The following is a 16,651-nucleotide window of genomic DNA, read 5'->3' on the forward strand; positions in this document are numbered from 1 at the left end:
AGGATCATTTAGAAATTGTAATAAGGACTGATCATCAAGTACACAATCACTCCCGTCACAGATACGTAAAGCCAAATTGGGTAAGCATATTTAACTACCTTCCTGTGCTTGGTCCGCTGATCTGTATACCCATAATAATAAGCGAAAAGAATCGGAAAAAGTGCCACAGCAGCAAAAATGATGTGTGTGATCAATAAAAAATAGTAAACACTTCTAATCCATCCTTCGCCTCCAAATGGAGTACTCTCGGCAGCCCCGTGATAAATTACATATGAAACCAAGAATATAGCCCCAAGACCGAAGGCTACACTCATTGTCGCCCCATGGTAGGAATACATCTTCTTTTTGACAAAAACCAAACCTAAAATCAAGGCTAGACTAGCCGCAGTATTGATAATAGCATTTAGATGGGGTAAAAAGTAAACCCAATCCGCTCCAACATTTACCTTTTGAGGCATAAAGAGTAAAACAGCCACAGCAACGGGCACCAAGATAGAAATGAAGATAATCCAGTTCTTAACTTTACCCTCATTTTCAAGTATTGAATTATTTGCTTCCATATAATAGTACTTTAGTCTCCAACATTAACAAATCTACATCCTCTCTGTTCGTGCCACTGTAATATCCTCTGATTCGACCCTGTTCATCTATCAGCACAAACTTATCACTGTGGACGAAATCATCAGGATTGCCCAATCCATCTAAGGTGGGAAGAGCAAATCCACACCTTGCTAAGGCGTAGGTCTCATCTTTTGGTCCTGAGAGAAAATCCCACTTTCCAGCTTGAGCACCATGCCGCTCTGCATACTCTTTCAATATTTCAGGCGTATCGTATTCAGGATCTATACTTATAGATAAAATTTGCACTTGTTTCTCTTCTCTAAACATGTCATTGACACGCTCCATTTCCTTGGACATAATGGGGCAAATACTTGGACAAGAAGTGAAAAAGAAATCCAATATAGTTACTTTGCCCTCCATTGTTGCTCTTCCCACCGCTTCGCCATTTTGATTGGTAAAAGTAAACTCAGGAATGTAATGCTGAGTACTGTCAGTTGCAGGACATTCTTCAAAGGGATCATCTATTCCGTAAGGATAAAGAATAGGCAAATCGTATTGGTTTTGCCCAAAGCTCTTGAGGAAAAGAACAATCAATACTGGGACCATTAATATACAGACCAATACAAGGCCCTGTAGGATTCGTAAACTTCTCATGATATGCTTTTAACAAAAAAGTAGGTTGAAGTGTCTCACTCCAACCTACTTTTTTTGAATTTATTATAAATTAATTCTACCAACGCATCATAAAGATATCAGTACCTTCTTTGGCTAAGGCTATCAGCAACCAAACAAGGAAAATCAAGGGTACGATGATAGAATAAAAGAGAGGCTTGGCCTCATCTCCTAAGTGCATAAATTCCATCATGATGTACTTAGCCTTCCAGATGGTCAGAAGAATAAACAGTACATAGAGAAGGATGCCTCTATCCATGGTAAAAGCCATGATAAACTCGGCAATAGTAAGTGCTAGCAAAATACCAGCAGTTTTCCAGATTTTTTTAATCTTCTCGTTGTTACGAGGAGTTACCTCAAGGGTCGATTTAGTATCTTGAATTTCCATAGTAATCGAATTTCTGTTAGATCAAGTAGAATAAGGTAAAGACAAATACCCAAACTAGGTCTACGAAGTGCCAATAAAGACCGATCTTTTCGATCATTTCGTAATGTCCTCTTCTATCATACACTCCCACTGCTGCTTGATAGAATGCTAAGAATAATAAAACCACTCCGATGGTAACGTGGAAGCCATGGAATCCAGTAATGAAGAAGAATAACTGAGCAAAAGCCGCAGGCCCATATTCATTTACCATGAGATTAGCTCCAAAAACAGTTTCAGTCACTTCTCTATTAAGACCATTGATGTATGTCAAAACAGAACCCGCATCGGTACCGTGAATGAAGTGAGACCATTCCCATGCTTGACATCCTAAGAAAGTAACCCCACCAAGAATAGTCCAAAGCATCCACTTCACTACATCATTTCTATCGTTTCTATGACCAGCTTCTACCGCCAATACCATAGTCACCGAACTTGAGATGAGGATAAACGTCATGATACCCACAAAAACCAACGGAGCATGAATTCCATGAAGGAAAGGCACAGCTTCAAATACAAGTTCAGGTACCGGCCAGTATTCGTTAGAGCCGACAAATGACTCAGCAGGACCTGAATAAGCAGGATAACTAACTCGAATAGCTAAATAGCTAATCAAAAAAGCCGCAAATGTGAAAATGTCGGAGAGTAGGAAGAACCACATCATCAGTTTTCCATAGCTGGCTTTCAGGGGTTCGTTACCACCTCCCCAGACGCCTCTTTTTGAGCTTACTCCTAATGCAGTAGAATGCGCAGACATAATTAATTTATTTGTACCAGGTTAATTTTAATGATTCAGAAGAAGAAACATGAATAGATAAATCCACAATCCACCAAGAAAATGCCAATACGTAGTGGCCATTTCCATGGTATTCATTGATTGGGAATGGACTTTATATCTAAAGGTCGAAATTAATACAATAATCAGAAATATCACACCACTTATAAGATGAAGCGCGTGCAATCCGGTAAATACATAAAGAAATGAACCAGCAGGGTTACCCACAAAAAACACTTCTATGTCTACCAAAGCTACCCAACTATACCATTGCCCCACCAAAAAGGCGACTCCTAAAACGACTGAAGCAACCATTCCGATCCTAAGGTTGGTGATATTATCTTTTTTAGCAGAATAATAAGCCCACTGCAAAAACACTGAACTCAGTACAACTATTCCAGAGGTAACCCAAAAGATAGAAGGTAAATTATAATCCAGCCAATTTCCCTCCGCTTGCCTTACAATATAAGCACTTGTCAATGCGGCGAAAATCATTACCACCGTCACCATAAACAGCCAAAGTGCAAATTTCTTTGGATGCATGGAGATAGGCTGCTCCACTAAATCGACGTATTTAAGTTCTTTTTCCATAGCATTAAGGCATTTTATCCAGTAAATAAGCTATCTGCACTATCGGCAAATAGAGAAAAGAACCAAACATTATTTTTAACGCAGACTTTCGGGAACAATCACGCATTAATGAGAAAGTTTGTGCGAGGAAAAGCACACCACAAACAGTAGCTACAATCCCTGAATTAAGACCTGTGAGACCAAAATACATGGGCAATAAACCCAAAGGCAACAAAAATAGGGTATAGATCATGATTTGAATGGCAGTATTCAAATCTTGTTCACCCCCATTTGGAAGCAACTTAAATCCCGCACGCTTATAATCTTCATCACTTACCCAAGCAATAGCCCAGAAATGAGGAAATTGCCAAATAAACTGGATACCGAAGATAATCATTGCTTCATAAGAAATAGCACCCGTAGCGGCGGTCCAACCTAACAAAGGAGGCATAGCACCAGGAATTGCTCCTACAAATACGGCAATAGGCCCTACTCGCTTGAGAGGTGTATAAGCAAAAACATATAACACCATACTTAAAATCCCCAACCAAGTGGTCAAAGGATTAGTAAAAAACCAAAGCAAGGAGATACCTATAATCGCAATAATGGTCGTAAACCAATAGGCTTCTTTTAAAGAAATCAACTGTAAAGGAAGGGGCCGATTCTGCGTACGCTTCATCAGCTTATCCAAGTCTCTCTCCATGATTTCATTGGCAGCACCTGAAGCTCCTGAAATCAGGAATCCACCTAAAGAAAGACCTAAAAGCCCTGACCATCCAAAATTAACACCTGTATATCCTAGTATATAGCCAAAAATGGCAGAAAAGGTAACAAGTGCTGAAAGCCTGAACTTAAGCAAGTCAGAGTATGCTCTAATTCTTCCTAGAACAAAACCTATAATCACATGGTCAGCTGTTTCAACTGTCCTCATTTCATATTTGATTTAACTTGTACTTTTTATTGGCGCTAAATTGATAGATCAATATAAACTGAACCCCCAATATCAGCGAACCGAGTAATAAATGTATGGGCTGAAGAAAGGCAGGAATACCAAAATAAGCCATACCGATCCCTGAAGCAATTTCAAGTAATATGAATAAAATCAATACTTGAGTCCAAACATTGATAGGTGAATTTCTAAGGGTGTATTTGAATGCCCAAAAGAAATAAACCACATGAACGCCCAACAAGACAAGAGAGAAAGAACGATGAATTAGAAAACTAATTCCTAACTGAGAAACCCAATTATCTCTCAACAAATTACCTAGGCTCTCAGCCACATGATCAACCTCTTCTCTTACTTGTGTACCAAGCACAACTTGGACAAACATTAGGAATGTACCTAAAATGAGAATCCATTTAATCTTATCAGGAAATTGAACACTAACGCTTTTCCTATCAAGAAGTAATGATGAACGCTGATTTACATAAAGCAAAATCCAAACAAGGAAAAGTGCCAGCACCATATGAATAGTAATCATCCATGGAAGTAAATTAGTAGACACTACAAGAGACCCAATCCATCCTATGAACAGCACGAGAACCAGTGAGAAGATGGACAATAGGGTGATTCTAGGATCTGTTTTCCATAGCTTAAAGGATTTCCAAACTGTAAGGATAATAAGGAAACCAATGACAACTCCAATCAATCTATTGATGTATTCAATCCAGGTTTTTGTAGCATTAAACTCCTCCTCTACAAGTATAGACTTGTCATTGGAGATTTTTTCAGCCGTTTTCTCAAATCCCATTCTTTCAAGACTAGCTACAAACCTTTCGTTTTTAGCCAAACGCTTTTCAAGATAAATATCCTGATAATTTTTTGGGAGCTGATCCACACTTGTAGGTGGAATCACGCTCCCAAAACATTTTGGCCAGTCGGGACATCCCATACCTGAACCAGTGCTACGCACAATCCCACCCACAAGGATGAGAAAGTAAACAGCTACCACCGTAATCGTACTGATTCGACGGAAGCTGTTTAATATTTTATCAGTGTTTTGATTCATTGGTGACCAACTCCTCCGACTCTTCTTTCATAATTTCCATCTCCAATTGTACCTGTTCTTGCTCATGTGGCAAATTTGACTCAGGAGTAGCTGATAGAGGAACGGTTTGAGGAATAAAGTCTTCTGCTGCACCAGGCTTAGAATAATCATACGGCCATCTGTAAACCGTAGGAATCTCGCCAGGCCAGTTGCCATGTCCAGGTTCTATAGGTGTAGTCCACTCTAGGGTATTGGATCTCCATGGATTTTCTGTTGCCTTTCTTCCTCTGTACATGCTGTAGAAGAAATTCACCAAGAATATAAATTGAGCACCAAAGGTGATAATTGCGGCCACAGATACAAACATATTTAAGTCTGTATACATGTTCGAAAACTCAAAGTTGGTCCAAGAGTAATATCTTCTTGGGAATCCAGCTATACCGATGTAGTGCATAGGGAAGAATACCATATATACACCCACAAAAGTCAACCAGAAATGAACATATCCTAAGCGAGCGTCCATCATTCTTCCAAACATCTTAGGGAACCAATGATATACACCTGCCATCAATCCGAAGAAAGAAGCAGAACCCATCACCAAGTGAAAATGTGCCACTACGAAATAAGTATCGTGAAGCTGAATATCAATAGCAGAGTTTCCAAGGAAGATACCAGTAAGACCACCGGAAATAAAGAAGGAAACAAGACCAATTGAAAACAACATCCCCGGCGTAAATATCAAATTACCTCTCCAAAGGGTAGTCAAATAGTTAAATACCTTAACAGCTGAAGGAACTGCGATGATGAGGGTTAGGAACATGAAGATAGATCCTAGGAATGGGTTCATCCCAGAAACGAACATGTGGTGTGCCCAAACAATGAAGGATAGAATGGTAATTCCCAACATGGAAATAATCATTGCCTTGTAACCAAAAATTGGTTTACGAGCATTTGTTGCAATTACTTCTGAAGTAATACCTAATGCAGGAAGCAATACAATATAAACTTCAGGGTGACCCAAGAACCAGAATAAATGCTGATACAAAACAGGGCTACCTCCAGTGTTAGGTAAAGCTTCACCTCCAATATAAATATCAGATAGATAGAAAGAAGTACCAAAGCTTCGGTCAAACACCAACAACAAAGCAGCAGCAAATAAAACTGGGAATGAAAGCAATCCAATTACAGCAGTAAGAAAGAAAGCCCATATGGTAAGAGGAAGTCTTGAGAATGACATCCCTTTTGTTCTCAAGTTAATTACTGTAGTGATGTAATTGATACCACCCAAAAGGGAGGAAGCAATAAAGAAGGTCATGGAAATCAACCATAGCGTCATTCCCAATCCAGATCCAGGGATAGCTTGCTCTAAGGCTGATAAAGGAGGGTAAACCACCCAACCACCACCAGCAGGACCAGTTTTGATGAATAAGGAAATAAACATGATCACACCGGATATGAAGAAGAACCAGTAGGAAAGCATGTTCATGAAACCTGAGGCCATATCTCTTGCACCAATCTGGAGCGGAATCAAGAAGTTGGAAAAGGTACCACTAAGACCAGCTGTCAATACAAAGAATACCATGATAGTACCATGCATTGTTACCAAAGCCAAGTAAAAAGTGGGATCTAATTTACCAGCGTCGTCGATCCATCCACCCAAAAGAGGACGAAGAAACTCTAAATTCATCTCAGGGAATCCTAATTGCAATCTAAATAGGATTGAAAGGAAACCTCCGATGAGTGCCCAAAAGATACCTGTCACCAAATATTGCTTCGCGATCATCTTGTGATCGGTAGAGAAAATATATTTGGTTACAAAGTTATCATGATGCTCGTGATCGTGATGATCATGAGCTGCAGAATCATGAGACGCAACTGTTGCTGTAGCCATAATCTTTATTTATTTGTTGTTAGTACTTTCTATTTGAATTTCTGCCACTTCCTTCACCTCAACTTCTATCCCCTCTGCCAGTGCAGGATTCGTTTGAATGAAAGTTTTTTGTTCGGATACCCACTTTTGATAAGCTGCAGGCTCCACTACCTCGATCACACGACGCATGCTGTTGTGACCTCTACCACAAATCTCGGTACAAGCGATTTCATAATTAAAGTCTGGATTACCGAGTTCCTCTCGCATTTCCGCGGTAGTTTTTGTAGGTACAAACCAGAATCTAGTAGGCATACCTGGGACCGCATCCATTTTTAATCTCATATGAGGTGCAAAGACTGAATGTAGCACATCCCTAGCTCTAATTTTGAACAATACAGGCTCACCTTTGGGTATCACCACTACAGGAGATGGAAAATCATCTACTGAATTTTTGTCCGTAAAATCAATTCCCATAGAATTTTGAGCCGAGGTAAGTCGATAATCATAATCTCCTAAAACATTATCCTTACCCGGATATCGAATATCCCAGGCAAATTGATAACCCATAATTTCTACTACGTGGGCGTTTTCGGGTGCAGGAGCCGTGATGTCTGACCAAGCCATCCATCCAGAAATAACCAAACCTGCTAGTACCACACCAGGAACTACTGTCCAAATAATTTCCAATTTGTTATTATCAGGATAGAAAGAGGCTTTTCTGCCTTCTTGATACTGATATTTATATGGAAAAATAAATAGCAAAATGTGAGTAATTATAAAGACCACGCCTGTGACAGCCATTGTAACCCAGAACAATTGATCTGTGACTACACCGTGTTCAGAACCAATAGGAAGTTGGTAGTTATCAAATTCCTTAATTGAATACCAAAACATTAACCCACCTATAGCGACAAGAAATACCACAAACAAGAAAGCATTAACCTTATTGCTACCCGAGGCGATCTTTTTATCTGACCCTTTTACAACCGATACTAGCGTTTGAATTCTATAAACCATCCAAATGATGGAGAGTAACAATAGAACACCAACTGCAATTAGAAACCCGTACATATGAAACTATTTAGGATTATTTATTTTAAATGTGATGATGATAGCTTTCTTCAAGCATTGGGTGATTTTTAGGAATCAAGTTTCCTTTGGCTAGTCCTCCTAACACAACCAACGCCACAACTGAACCAAATACTAAGAGCATTCCGATTTCCATCAATCCAATTCCACCATTGTGTCCAAGCGTACCAGGCTGAACCATCAATACGAAATCAATCCAGTGACCGAAAATCAACAAGGTGCAGACTAATTTTAAGAACACACCATGTCTTTTAGAATCTCTTGTCATTAAAACTAAGAACGGAAGGACAAAGTTCAGACCAATATTTACAAAAATGAACGGTCCATACACATCACTTGTCAATCTCTCAACGAAATAAACTGATTCTTCAGGTATGTTGGCATAATAAATCAATAAAAACTGCGAAAACCACAGATACGTCCAGAAAATAGAAAAACCGAAAACAAATTTTCCTAAATCGTGAATATGGTTTTCATTGACCATTTCCAAATATCCTTTTCCCTTTAAGAAAATCGTGATAAGAGTAATCGCTGAAAGAGCGGCAACAAACCAAGAAGAAAACACATACCAACCAAATAGCGTTGAAAACCAGTGCGTGTCAATTGACATCACCCAGTCCCATGCTGCGATCGAAGATGATACCGCAAAGAAAACCAAGAAATAAGCGGACCAACTTCTCATTTTAAACCAATGCTGAGTACCACCTAGTTGATCTTCAGCAGCTGAAATTTTCTTAAACTTATTGAAGAAGAAAATCCAAAATCCAAAGAAAATAACCATCCGCGCAATATAGAAAATTGGGAAGCTTCCTTTTTCTAAAGGCCAGTAGAAGAAAGCACCTTTTCCATCTATAATGGAGTCATATTCAGAGGAATTGGGATCGAATAGTTCTGCATGCCACCAATGAAACAAATTGTGTCCCATTACAAAGAAGCCAACCACCATTAATACAGCAGCAAATGGCAACCAATTACCAAGAGCTAGCATAACTCTAGTGATAGGTGCTGACCAGCCTGCTTGAGCAGCATACTGAATGGCAAAAAAGAATACACCTACGATGGCAATCCCTGTGAAATAAACATTATTGATCCAGATATTAGCAAATAATCTCTCATACCAATGAAAAGCATGTCCACTTGCCTCAGCACCTTCTTCAGCATGACCGCCCCCCATCATAGACATCACTACACCTATAGCAAGTAAAACAGCACCAATAATCAAAACAGTCATGATTGACTTTTTGATGCCCGCATTGAAATCAAATTTTTGATCCAAATTATAATTCTGTACGTCGTGAGCCATGATTATTGCTTCTGAATTTCTTGTTTAACATAATGAACGATCTTCCATCGACTCTCAGGAGTGATTTGAGAACCATGCGCTCCCATTCTACCTTTACCCTTGGTGATCACATGGAAAATGTGGCCTTCAGGAAGATTTATGTATGCACCACCTTTAAGGTTGGCGACACCACCGATGATTTCTCCAGCTTTACCATCTCCTTCTCCACCTTTTCCGTGGCAAGTAGAACAATATTGAATGTAAAGCGTCTCTCCCTCATCCAAAACTGCATCAGTAAGCTCCACTGGATTTTCGATTAAGGCGGCTTCTTCCAATTCAAACGCTTTCAGACGATAAGGTAAATACCCGTCTTTGGTCCTGGGAACAGTATTGGCTACAGGCTCTCTCATGTTCATGTTATGAGGATTGTAAATATTACTGTTGTAAAATTCACCTTTACCATCTTCTCTATTTGACAACCAGTCTCCTTGAGTCTCATCTGTAATCTGAGTAAGAGGCTCATAGGCAACAGAGTGATACATCTGAGGCGCATATTCCAAACCTTGGTTGTCACCACCGGCTGTACAGGCACCCAATAATATTCCTGCTGCAGCTACACCAAGAATACCAATTGATTTTCCAAACTTCATATCGCAGATATTACTATTCAAAACTTTTATTATTAATCTCTGTTGCACCAGAAGATTTCAATATTTCTTTGATTTTTTCCTGATCCAAAGCACTATTATTAGCAATGTCAATTGCCATGACATGCTTGTCATCAGTAATTCTCACATCGAAAATGCGAGGCTGTGCCCAAGGCTTAAGATTAGAACTAACCATGAATACCCCTACCATTCCAAATGCTGCCAATAAAACAGTCATTTCGAAAGTAACCGGGATAAAATCTGGTACAGCCGCAAAATCCTTACCTCCGATAATCATAGGCCAGTCAAACTTCATCATGTAAAACTGCATGGTCAAAGCAAGTGAAGTACCTAATATACCGAACAAAAATGCGGCAATAGGAAGCTTACTTCTTTTGTAACCCAATACATGCTCCAAACCATGGACAGGATAAGGAGAGTAAACTTCATGAATTTTGACTCCTGAAGTCCGAACTTGCTCTACTGCATGGAGTAGGACATCTTCGTCTTCGTATACACCCAATATAAAATGCGTATCTCTTTCCATGATTATTTTAAAGGTTTTTCAGATGAAGACTTCAATACAGATTTCACCTCTGCCATATTGATCACAGGGAAGAACTTCGCGAACAAGAAGAATAAGGTGAAGAATAAACCGAAGGTGAAAAGGTAAACTCCAACATCAGCCCAAGTTGGGTAAAACATCGCCCAAGATGATGGTAAGAAGTCTCTATGCAGGGAAGTTACAATAATCACAAATCGCTCAAACCACATCCCAATATTTACCACAAGTGACAAAATGAAGGTAGCTGCAATGGAGGTTCTGATCTTTTTGAACCAGAAAAGCTGAGGCGAAATTACATTACAGGTCATCATGGACCAGTATGCCCACCAATAAGGTCCAGTAGCTCTATTTATAAATGCGTATTGTTCTGCTTCCACTCCTGAATACCAAGCGATAAAGAATTCCGTAATGTAAGCGATACCTACTATGGAGCCTGTGATGATGATCACAATATTCATCAACTCAATGTGTCCAATGGTAATGTAGTCTTCGAGTTTGAATACTTTTCTGGTAATGATCATCAGGGTCAATACCATCGCAAATCCAGAGAAGATCGCACCTGCCACAAAGTATGGGGGGAAGATCGTAGTATGCCATCCCGGAATCACTGAAGTTGCGAAGTCAAAGGATACGATCGTATGAACAGAAAGTACCAAAGGAGTAGCCAAACCTGCCAAGATCAATGATACTGATTCGTATCGCATCCAAGTTTTAGCAGCACCATCCCATCCAAAGGATAAAGCACCATAGATAGCTTTTCTCAGTCCAGTGGCCCTATCTCTGATGGTAGCAAAATCAGGAATCAATCCAATGTACCAGAATACCAGAGACACTGAGAAGTAGGTTGAAATTGCAAAAACATCCCAAAGCAAAGGAGAATTGAAGTTTACCCACAAGGATCCAAAGGTATTAGGTAAAGGCAAAGCCCAATAAGCACCTAACCAAGGTCTCCCCATGTGAATAACTGGAAACATTGCAGCACAAATTACAGCGAAAATTGTCATCGCCTCTGCCGCCCTGTTAATAGATGTTCTCCACTTTTGTCTGAAAAGCAACAAAACGGCTGAAATCAAAGTACCGGCGTGACCGATACCGACCCACCACACAAAGTTGGTGATGTCCCAAGCCCAACCAATTGTCTTATTTAATCCCCACATTCCAATTCCTTCCCACAGCGTAGCGATAAGTGCGATAGAGCCTAAAGCTAAGACGCCTGCTGCTGTTAAAAAGGCTAAAAGCCAAGCCACTGATGGCTTACCTTCTACCTGTCGGGACACGTCATGTGTCACATCATGGTAAGTTTTACCACCTGTAACTAACGGTTGACGTACGGATGAAGTAACCTGCATAGTTTGTAAAATTATGATTACGCTTCGTTTTTATCTTTATTTCTGATTTTGGTAAAGTACCAAACGTTTGGACTCACGTTGATTTCTTCCAATACGTGATAGGCTCTTTCTTCTCCTACTTCTTTCAAAGCTGAGGTGGTATTTTCCTCTATTTTCAAAAGCTTAGAAACTCGGCTGTTTGGATCATTCATATCTCCAAAAACCAAAGCGTCTGTAGGACAAGCAGTAGCGCAAGCCACATTGATTTCCCCATCCTGTACTTTACGCTTTTCACGCTTAGCGGTAAGTTTACCGGCTTGAATTCGCTGTACACACATGGAGCATTTCTCCATGACACCACGTACTCTGACAGTGACATCAGGATTCAGTACCATTTTACCCAAATCATCATTCTGAGCTACGTTTACACCAGCAAAATCAGTGTTGTCATGGTATTTGAACCAGTTGAATCGACGTACCTTATACGGACAGTTGTTTGCACAATAACGAGTACCGATACATCTGTTATAAGTCATTTGGTTCAGACCTTCTGAAGAGTGAGTGGTTGCTGCCACAGGACATACTGTCTCACATGGTGCATTATTACACTGCTGACACATCATAGGCTGGAAAGTCACCTCAGGATTTCCTGCTGCTACTTCCATTCCTTTCAAATCATCAGCTGGTGCATTAGAAGAATAATAGCGATCGATACGGATCCAAGCCATCTCTCTTCTATTCAAGACTTCTTGCTTACCTACTACAGCCACATTGTTTTCTACTTGACAAGCGACAGAGCAAGCTGAGCAACCAATACAAGAGTTCATATCAATTGCCAAGCCCCAGTGGTGCTGTGAATATTGATGTCCCTTCCAAAGTGAGATTTTAGATGGTTTTATAAATTCCCCGTCCTTATAAATCTCAGGCTTGTATCGACCCGCAGAAGCATCTTGCTTGTAATCTGCTAAAGTAGCTTCTTGGATGACGTTTTCACGCCCCATGAAAGTTTGATGTGTCTGAGTGCGGGCTATTTTGTAGCTGTCTCCAGTTACCTGAACATCTACACCAGAAGTGATGTCAAAATTCACGAAACCTTTACTGCTATCTAGCAAGTCATAGGCATTGACTCCTACTCCATTGGCCACACGACCGCCCTTAGTACGACCGTAACCTAAAGCAAGACCAAAAGTACCTTCAGCTTGACCTGGCTGGATAAGTATAGGTAGGATAAGTGATTTGCCATTAACGGTGACAGAAGCCTTTTGAGTATTCTCTTCTACCATGGTCACACCATTATCTATAGCCCATTTTTGGGATACAGTGAGGTAGTTGTCCCAAGTGGCTTTGGTAATAGGGTCGGGCATTTCCTGAAGCCAAGGGTTATTGGCAAATGTACCGTTACCTATACCTACTTTAGAATAAACTACCAACTCAGGAGCGGAGTTATCTGCACTGTAAGCGCTGGCCACAGCAGATGCTGCAGCAGAGACATCGCCTTTAGCTGTTAGAGCTGTTGGTTCTGATGTGGGCACACTCAATACACCATTAAAAAGAGATCTGTCCCAGAATTCCTGGAAAGGAGCTCCCTCACCAGCGATATCGTAAAGAGATTCTCTCCAGTTTTGCTGAAGAAAATCATAATAATTCATAGTACTTCCAGACCAAGCCAAGAAGGAGTCCTGAGCTTGACGTGTATCAAACAAAGGAGAAATTGTAGGCTGGGCCAATGAATAATGACCCGCTTTTGGTTGAAAATCATTCCAAGACTCTAAAAAGTGATGATCTGGTGCTTGAACCTGAACCAAAGAAGCGGTCTCATCTGGAGTGCCATTGGTAGAAATGCTAACTTTTGCTTTGGCGATTCCCTCGGCAATTTCTGCACCTCTAGCGTGATCATATACTGGATTACAGTTGTAGAATACCACAGCACCTACTCTGCCACCATTCAAATCAGTTACAAACTGATTCATTTTGGCATCATCCCCTTTTCTAAAGAAAACAGGAGAGGAGAAGTCTACCGTTACACCGTTATTTCCTAACAATTCATTGATTGCATTGATCACAATCTGAACATTGGGATCATTTGATCCTGAAACTACCAGTGAGGCTCCTCTTGAAGCCCAAAGGTCATTGGCAGCTTTATCTAAATGCGTAAGTTCCATCGCAGGAGCTGAAACTGTAGAAGCACCGGCTTTTCTAGCAATAAGATTATACAAAGCTAAAACGGCCAAACCGCTCTGAGAAGCTTTAATGGGCGTTCTGTAATCAGCATTAGCACCAGTCATTGACAGATTGGACTCAAACTGATAGTGCCTGGACATCTCAGGTCTTTCTTTGCTAATCTTTCGGGTTTTGGCGTATTGACCAGCAAACTCAATAGGGGAAATCCAAGTACCTAGGAAATCTGCTCCAAAAGAAACAATCGTCTTAGACTTGTCAAAGTGATAGGAAGGGATTACAGCCTCTCCATAGAAACTTTCTGCAGCCTTACTGATACCATAATTGGATAATGGATCATATGTGATTACTTCCACATTACCGAAAGCTTCTGAAAATTGATCTAGCGCCTTCTCCGTGGATGGAGACAGAATAGTATTGGTTACGATTTTGATAGAACCAGCTCCTGCAAGAGAAGATTTCACCTGGGCATCTACTGCTGCCCAATCGGTCTTCTCCCCATTGACAGATGGTCCTGTAAGCCGATGCTTATCATACAAAGAAAGCACTGAAGCTTCTACGATAGCATTTACTTTTCCTTTGTTTATAGGTGAAAGCTCATTTCCATCAATTTTGATAGGTCTTCCTTCCCGTGTTTTTACCACCACAGAGGCATAATCACCACCGGATGCAAATGTAGAAGCGTAATAATTAGGAATAGAAGGGTTGATATCTACTGGCTTATTCACATAAGGAATAGCCTTTCTGATAGGAGCTTCACAGGCAGCTAAGGAAGCTGCTGCAAGGCTAAAGCCCATCACTTTTAGAAAATCTCTTCTGGAAGCACTGCCATCCTCGCCCAATGCGGAAGGAAGCTCGGGGAATTCCCTGTCGGCATGCTTTACAAACTCTGGATCATTTTTGAGCTGCTCCAGCCCTTTCCAGTATGTTTTTTTAGTTTCCTTCATTTTATGATCTAGGAATGAATTTGCGAATTAGATAAATTAATAGTGGCACTTTGCACACTCAAGGCCGCCGATGTCTTTCACTTTCAGAGCATCTTTGGAGTCAGAGTGCAACTGCACCAACTTATCGTAGTATTCATTGCCATCTGCGGCAATTTCGGTTTGTCGGTGACAATCAATACACCAGCCCATTGTCAAGGAAGAGTGCTGATACACTACTTCCATTTCTTCGATTGGTCCATGACAGGTCTGACACTCGATACCACCCACTTTCACGTGTTGCGAGTGGTTGAAATAAGCCAAATCAGGAAGGTTGTGTACTCTGACCCATTCGATTGGCTTATTGTTATCTACTGCGTCGTAGATTTTTTGAATTTCTGGAGAGATACCCTCTTTGCCCTGTACATTTTGTACATGCGTATGGCAGTTCATACAAATGTTAGCAGAAGGGATGTTAGCGGACTTTCCAATCTCTACACCAGTATGACAATACTGACACTCGATTTCTAAAGTACCCGCATGAAGTGCATGAGAATAAGCTATTGGCTGCGTAGGCGCATATCCTTGCTGCACACCTACATTATATAGTCCATCAATCGCAGTCTTAGCCACCAAAGCGACAACTAATGCTGTGACAATGATAATGAATCCATCGCTCTTCAGAACTTTACCAAGATTAAATTTCTGAGAAACAAACTCCTTGTCGTCCTCAGGCAAATCTTGTTTGTCGATGTATTTGGTCAAGACAGAAATGATCAATCCCAACACAATCAAAATCAACAATAAAACGATTAATAAGACTACTACAATAATCGTAAGGTATTCAGTCGGAATACCTCCTCCACCTCCTGAAACAGCGCCTTCAGTACCTGCGGCGGCTGCTTGAGCTGCTGGATCTACCTTATCTCCATATTCGATGTAGGATAATAAGTTGTCAAGATCGGCATCACTAAGAAATTCATGAGAAGGCATCATCAAGTTATTGTACTCAGCGTACAACTTATTGGCATAATCATCTCCTGAAGCAATAACAGCTTGAGAATTCTTAATGAAACTCTTGGCCCACTCAATGGACTGACGATCGGTAATTCCTCTCAATGCCGGACCTATAGCTTTCTGGTCCAGTTTGTGACAGGTTTTACAGTTTGCGTTGAAAACTGTTTTACCAGCTGCAATGGCTTCATCACTTTCTACCACTGCCGGATCAGCCGCAAATACTTGCGTACCGATCAAGAGGAAAAACAGCACTGCCAGCGTGCGGAAATTCAATTGAACCCCTACTAACGAGCGTTTGGATAACATATTATAGCTAATTAAATAGTTTAATTGGTCTTTAATAACCCTTGCAAAGGTAGTACCCGAGGTTTATTTTTCAAATAAGATTTATAAGCATAAGTTTTGCTTAGACATGTGATAAAACAGCTCATAATGATCTGATAAACAGTTTTTTAGTATCACCCCTGTTGTTTGTTATTTATTTAGAATCTTTATAAATAAAGACTGTAAAACCTCACTTTTGTCCACATTTAAAAAACAAGATTTTGCACGTTTTTTTTTAACTTAAAAATCAACAATCTACATAGGACTTCTTTTCTTTTTGAAATAATTATCACCTCCACTTTTGCTTCAATTAGTTAAATGCCTACATTTGCATTCCGATTTATTAAGGTCGCGTGGCCGAGTGGCTAGGCAGAGGTCTGCAAAACCTTGTACAGCGGTTCGAATCCGCTCGCGACCTCCCCAATAAGCATCCATGAT

15 protein-coding genes and 1 tRNA gene are annotated in these 16,651 nt (G+C 40.4%); 1 reads left to right on the forward strand and 15 read right to left on the reverse strand.

Translation table 11 applies throughout. The features are described from left to right. Positions 1-8 precede the first annotated feature (8 nt). The 15 genes from BLQ57_RS12680 to BLQ57_RS12750 form a co-directional block, all read right to left on the reverse strand. Positions 9-560: a DUF420 domain-containing protein gene (locus tag BLQ57_RS12680; RefSeq protein WP_087940241.1), complete on the reverse strand. Its 552-nt coding sequence runs from the start codon at positions 558-560 to the stop codon at positions 9-11. Next, positions 547-1,215: an SCO family protein gene (locus BLQ57_RS12685; protein WP_087940242.1), complete on the reverse strand. Its 669-nt coding sequence runs from the start codon at positions 1,213-1,215 to the stop codon at positions 547-549. Before BLQ57_RS12685 ends, BLQ57_RS12680 begins: the two co-directional genes overlap by 14 nt. A 76-nt stretch (positions 1,216-1,291) precedes the next feature. Continuing rightward, positions 1,292-1,621: a cytochrome C oxidase subunit IV family protein gene (locus tag BLQ57_RS12690; RefSeq protein ID WP_087940243.1), complete on the reverse strand. Its 330-nt coding sequence runs from the start codon at positions 1,619-1,621 to the stop codon at positions 1,292-1,294. 16 nt (positions 1,622-1,637) lie between these two features. After that, positions 1,638-2,414: a cytochrome c oxidase subunit 3 gene (locus BLQ57_RS12695; protein WP_087940244.1), complete on the reverse strand. Its 777-nt coding sequence runs from the start codon at positions 2,412-2,414 to the stop codon at positions 1,638-1,640. 27 nt (positions 2,415-2,441) lie between these two features. Next, positions 2,442-3,023, reverse strand: coding sequence for a cytochrome c oxidase subunit 3 (locus BLQ57_RS12700; RefSeq protein WP_087940245.1), 582 nt, complete (start codon positions 3,021-3,023; stop codon positions 2,442-2,444). Between the two features lie 4 nt (positions 3,024-3,027). Next, complete coding sequence (gene cyoE / locus BLQ57_RS12705; protein ID WP_087940246.1) at positions 3,028-3,933, reverse strand: heme o synthase; 906 nt, start codon at positions 3,931-3,933, stop codon at positions 3,028-3,030. A gap of 1 nt (position 3,934) precedes the next feature. Next, on the reverse strand, positions 3,935-5,011 hold the full coding sequence (locus BLQ57_RS12710) for a COX15/CtaA family protein (RefSeq protein WP_087940247.1): 1,077 nt from the start codon (positions 5,009-5,011) through the stop codon (positions 3,935-3,937). Next, entirely contained in the window at positions 4,995-6,881 is a 1,887-nt protein-coding gene (locus BLQ57_RS12715) for a cytochrome c oxidase subunit I (RefSeq protein ID WP_087940248.1), read from the reverse strand. Before BLQ57_RS12715 ends, BLQ57_RS12710 begins: the two co-directional genes overlap by 17 nt. A gap of 9 nt (positions 6,882-6,890) precedes the next feature. Then, complete coding sequence (locus BLQ57_RS12720; protein WP_087940249.1) at positions 6,891-7,931, reverse strand: cytochrome c oxidase subunit II; 1,041 nt, start codon at positions 7,929-7,931, stop codon at positions 6,891-6,893. Positions 7,932-7,956: 25 nt separating this feature from the next. Next, a complete protein-coding gene (locus BLQ57_RS12725; protein ID WP_087940250.1) occupies positions 7,957-9,252 on the reverse strand; it encodes a quinol:cytochrome C oxidoreductase in 1,296 nt (431 codons plus the stop codon). Between the two features lie 2 nt (positions 9,253-9,254). Beyond that, positions 9,255-9,881 carry a c-type cytochrome gene (locus BLQ57_RS12730; protein ID WP_087940251.1) on the reverse strand — a complete coding sequence of 209 codons (627 nt, stop codon included), beginning with the start codon at positions 9,879-9,881 and terminating at the stop codon, positions 9,255-9,257. A gap of 13 nt (positions 9,882-9,894) precedes the next feature. Further along, positions 9,895-10,425 (reverse strand): DUF3341 domain-containing protein, encoded by a 531-nt coding sequence (locus tag BLQ57_RS12735; protein ID WP_087940252.1) that lies wholly within the window; start codon positions 10,423-10,425, stop codon positions 9,895-9,897. A gap of 2 nt (positions 10,426-10,427) precedes the next feature. Further along, on the reverse strand, positions 10,428-11,792 hold the full coding sequence (gene nrfD, locus BLQ57_RS12740) for an NrfD/PsrC family molybdoenzyme membrane anchor subunit (RefSeq protein ID WP_087940253.1): 1,365 nt from the start codon (positions 11,790-11,792) through the stop codon (positions 10,428-10,430). Between the two features lie 17 nt (positions 11,793-11,809). Next, positions 11,810-14,896 (reverse strand): TAT-variant-translocated molybdopterin oxidoreductase, encoded by a 3,087-nt coding sequence (locus BLQ57_RS12745; protein WP_087940254.1) that lies wholly within the window; start codon positions 14,894-14,896, stop codon positions 11,810-11,812. A 36-nt stretch (positions 14,897-14,932) separates the two neighbouring features. After that, the gene (locus BLQ57_RS12750; protein ID WP_087940255.1) at positions 14,933-16,195 is read right to left on the reverse strand and encodes a c-type cytochrome; all 1,263 of its coding nucleotides are present in this window, start codon (positions 16,193-16,195) and stop codon (positions 14,933-14,935) included. 365 nt (positions 16,196-16,560) lie between these two features. Here BLQ57_RS12750 and BLQ57_RS12755 point away from each other — a divergent pair. Continuing rightward, a tRNA-Cys gene (locus BLQ57_RS12755) sits at positions 16,561-16,631 on the forward strand. The last annotated feature ends 20 nt before the right edge of the window (positions 16,632-16,651 follow it).

The organism is Algoriphagus faecimaris, from assembly GCF_900101705.1.
Classification (GTDB): domain Bacteria; phylum Bacteroidota; class Bacteroidia; order Cytophagales; family Cyclobacteriaceae; genus Algoriphagus; species Algoriphagus faecimaris.

Excerpts from the sequence above, each read along its gene's own strand:
- BLQ57_RS12680 (WP_087940241.1), bottom strand. The coding sequence starts at position 560 with ATGGAAGCAAATAATTCAATACTTGAAAATGAGGGTAAAGTTAAGAAC.
- BLQ57_RS12685 (WP_087940242.1), bottom strand. The coding sequence starts at position 1,215 with ATGAGAAGTTTACGAATCCTACAGGGCCTTGTATTGGTCTGTATATTA.
- BLQ57_RS12690 (WP_087940243.1), bottom strand. The coding sequence starts at position 1,621 with ATGGAAATTCAAGATACTAAATCGACCCTTGAGGTAACTCCTCGTAAC.
- BLQ57_RS12695 (WP_087940244.1), bottom strand. The coding sequence starts at position 2,414 with ATGTCTGCGCATTCTACTGCATTAGGAGTAAGCTCAAAAAGAGGCGTC.
- BLQ57_RS12700 (WP_087940245.1), bottom strand. The coding sequence starts at position 3,023 with ATGGAAAAAGAACTTAAATACGTCGATTTAGTGGAGCAGCCTATCTCC.
- cyoE (WP_087940246.1), bottom strand. The coding sequence starts at position 3,933 with ATGAGGACAGTTGAAACAGCTGACCATGTGATTATAGGTTTTGTTCTA.
- BLQ57_RS12710 (WP_087940247.1), bottom strand. The coding sequence starts at position 5,011 with ATGAATCAAAACACTGATAAAATATTAAACAGCTTCCGTCGAATCAGT.
- BLQ57_RS12715 (WP_087940248.1), bottom strand. The coding sequence starts at position 6,881 with ATGGCTACAGCAACAGTTGCGTCTCATGATTCTGCAGCTCATGATCAT.
- BLQ57_RS12720 (WP_087940249.1), bottom strand. The coding sequence starts at position 7,931 with ATGTACGGGTTTCTAATTGCAGTTGGTGTTCTATTGTTACTCTCCATC.
- BLQ57_RS12725 (WP_087940250.1), bottom strand. The coding sequence starts at position 9,252 with ATGGCTCACGACGTACAGAATTATAATTTGGATCAAAAATTTGATTTC.
- BLQ57_RS12730 (WP_087940251.1), bottom strand. The coding sequence starts at position 9,881 with ATGAAGTTTGGAAAATCAATTGGTATTCTTGGTGTAGCTGCAGCAGGA.
- BLQ57_RS12735 (WP_087940252.1), bottom strand. The coding sequence starts at position 10,425 with ATGGAAAGAGATACGCATTTTATATTGGGTGTATACGAAGACGAAGAT.
- nrfD (WP_087940253.1), bottom strand. The coding sequence starts at position 11,792 with ATGCAGGTTACTTCATCCGTACGTCAACCGTTAGTTACAGGTGGTAAA.
- BLQ57_RS12745 (WP_087940254.1), bottom strand. The coding sequence starts at position 14,896 with ATGAAGGAAACTAAAAAAACATACTGGAAAGGGCTGGAGCAGCTCAAA.
- BLQ57_RS12750 (WP_087940255.1), bottom strand. The coding sequence starts at position 16,195 with ATGTTATCCAAACGCTCGTTAGTAGGGGTTCAATTGAATTTCCGCACG.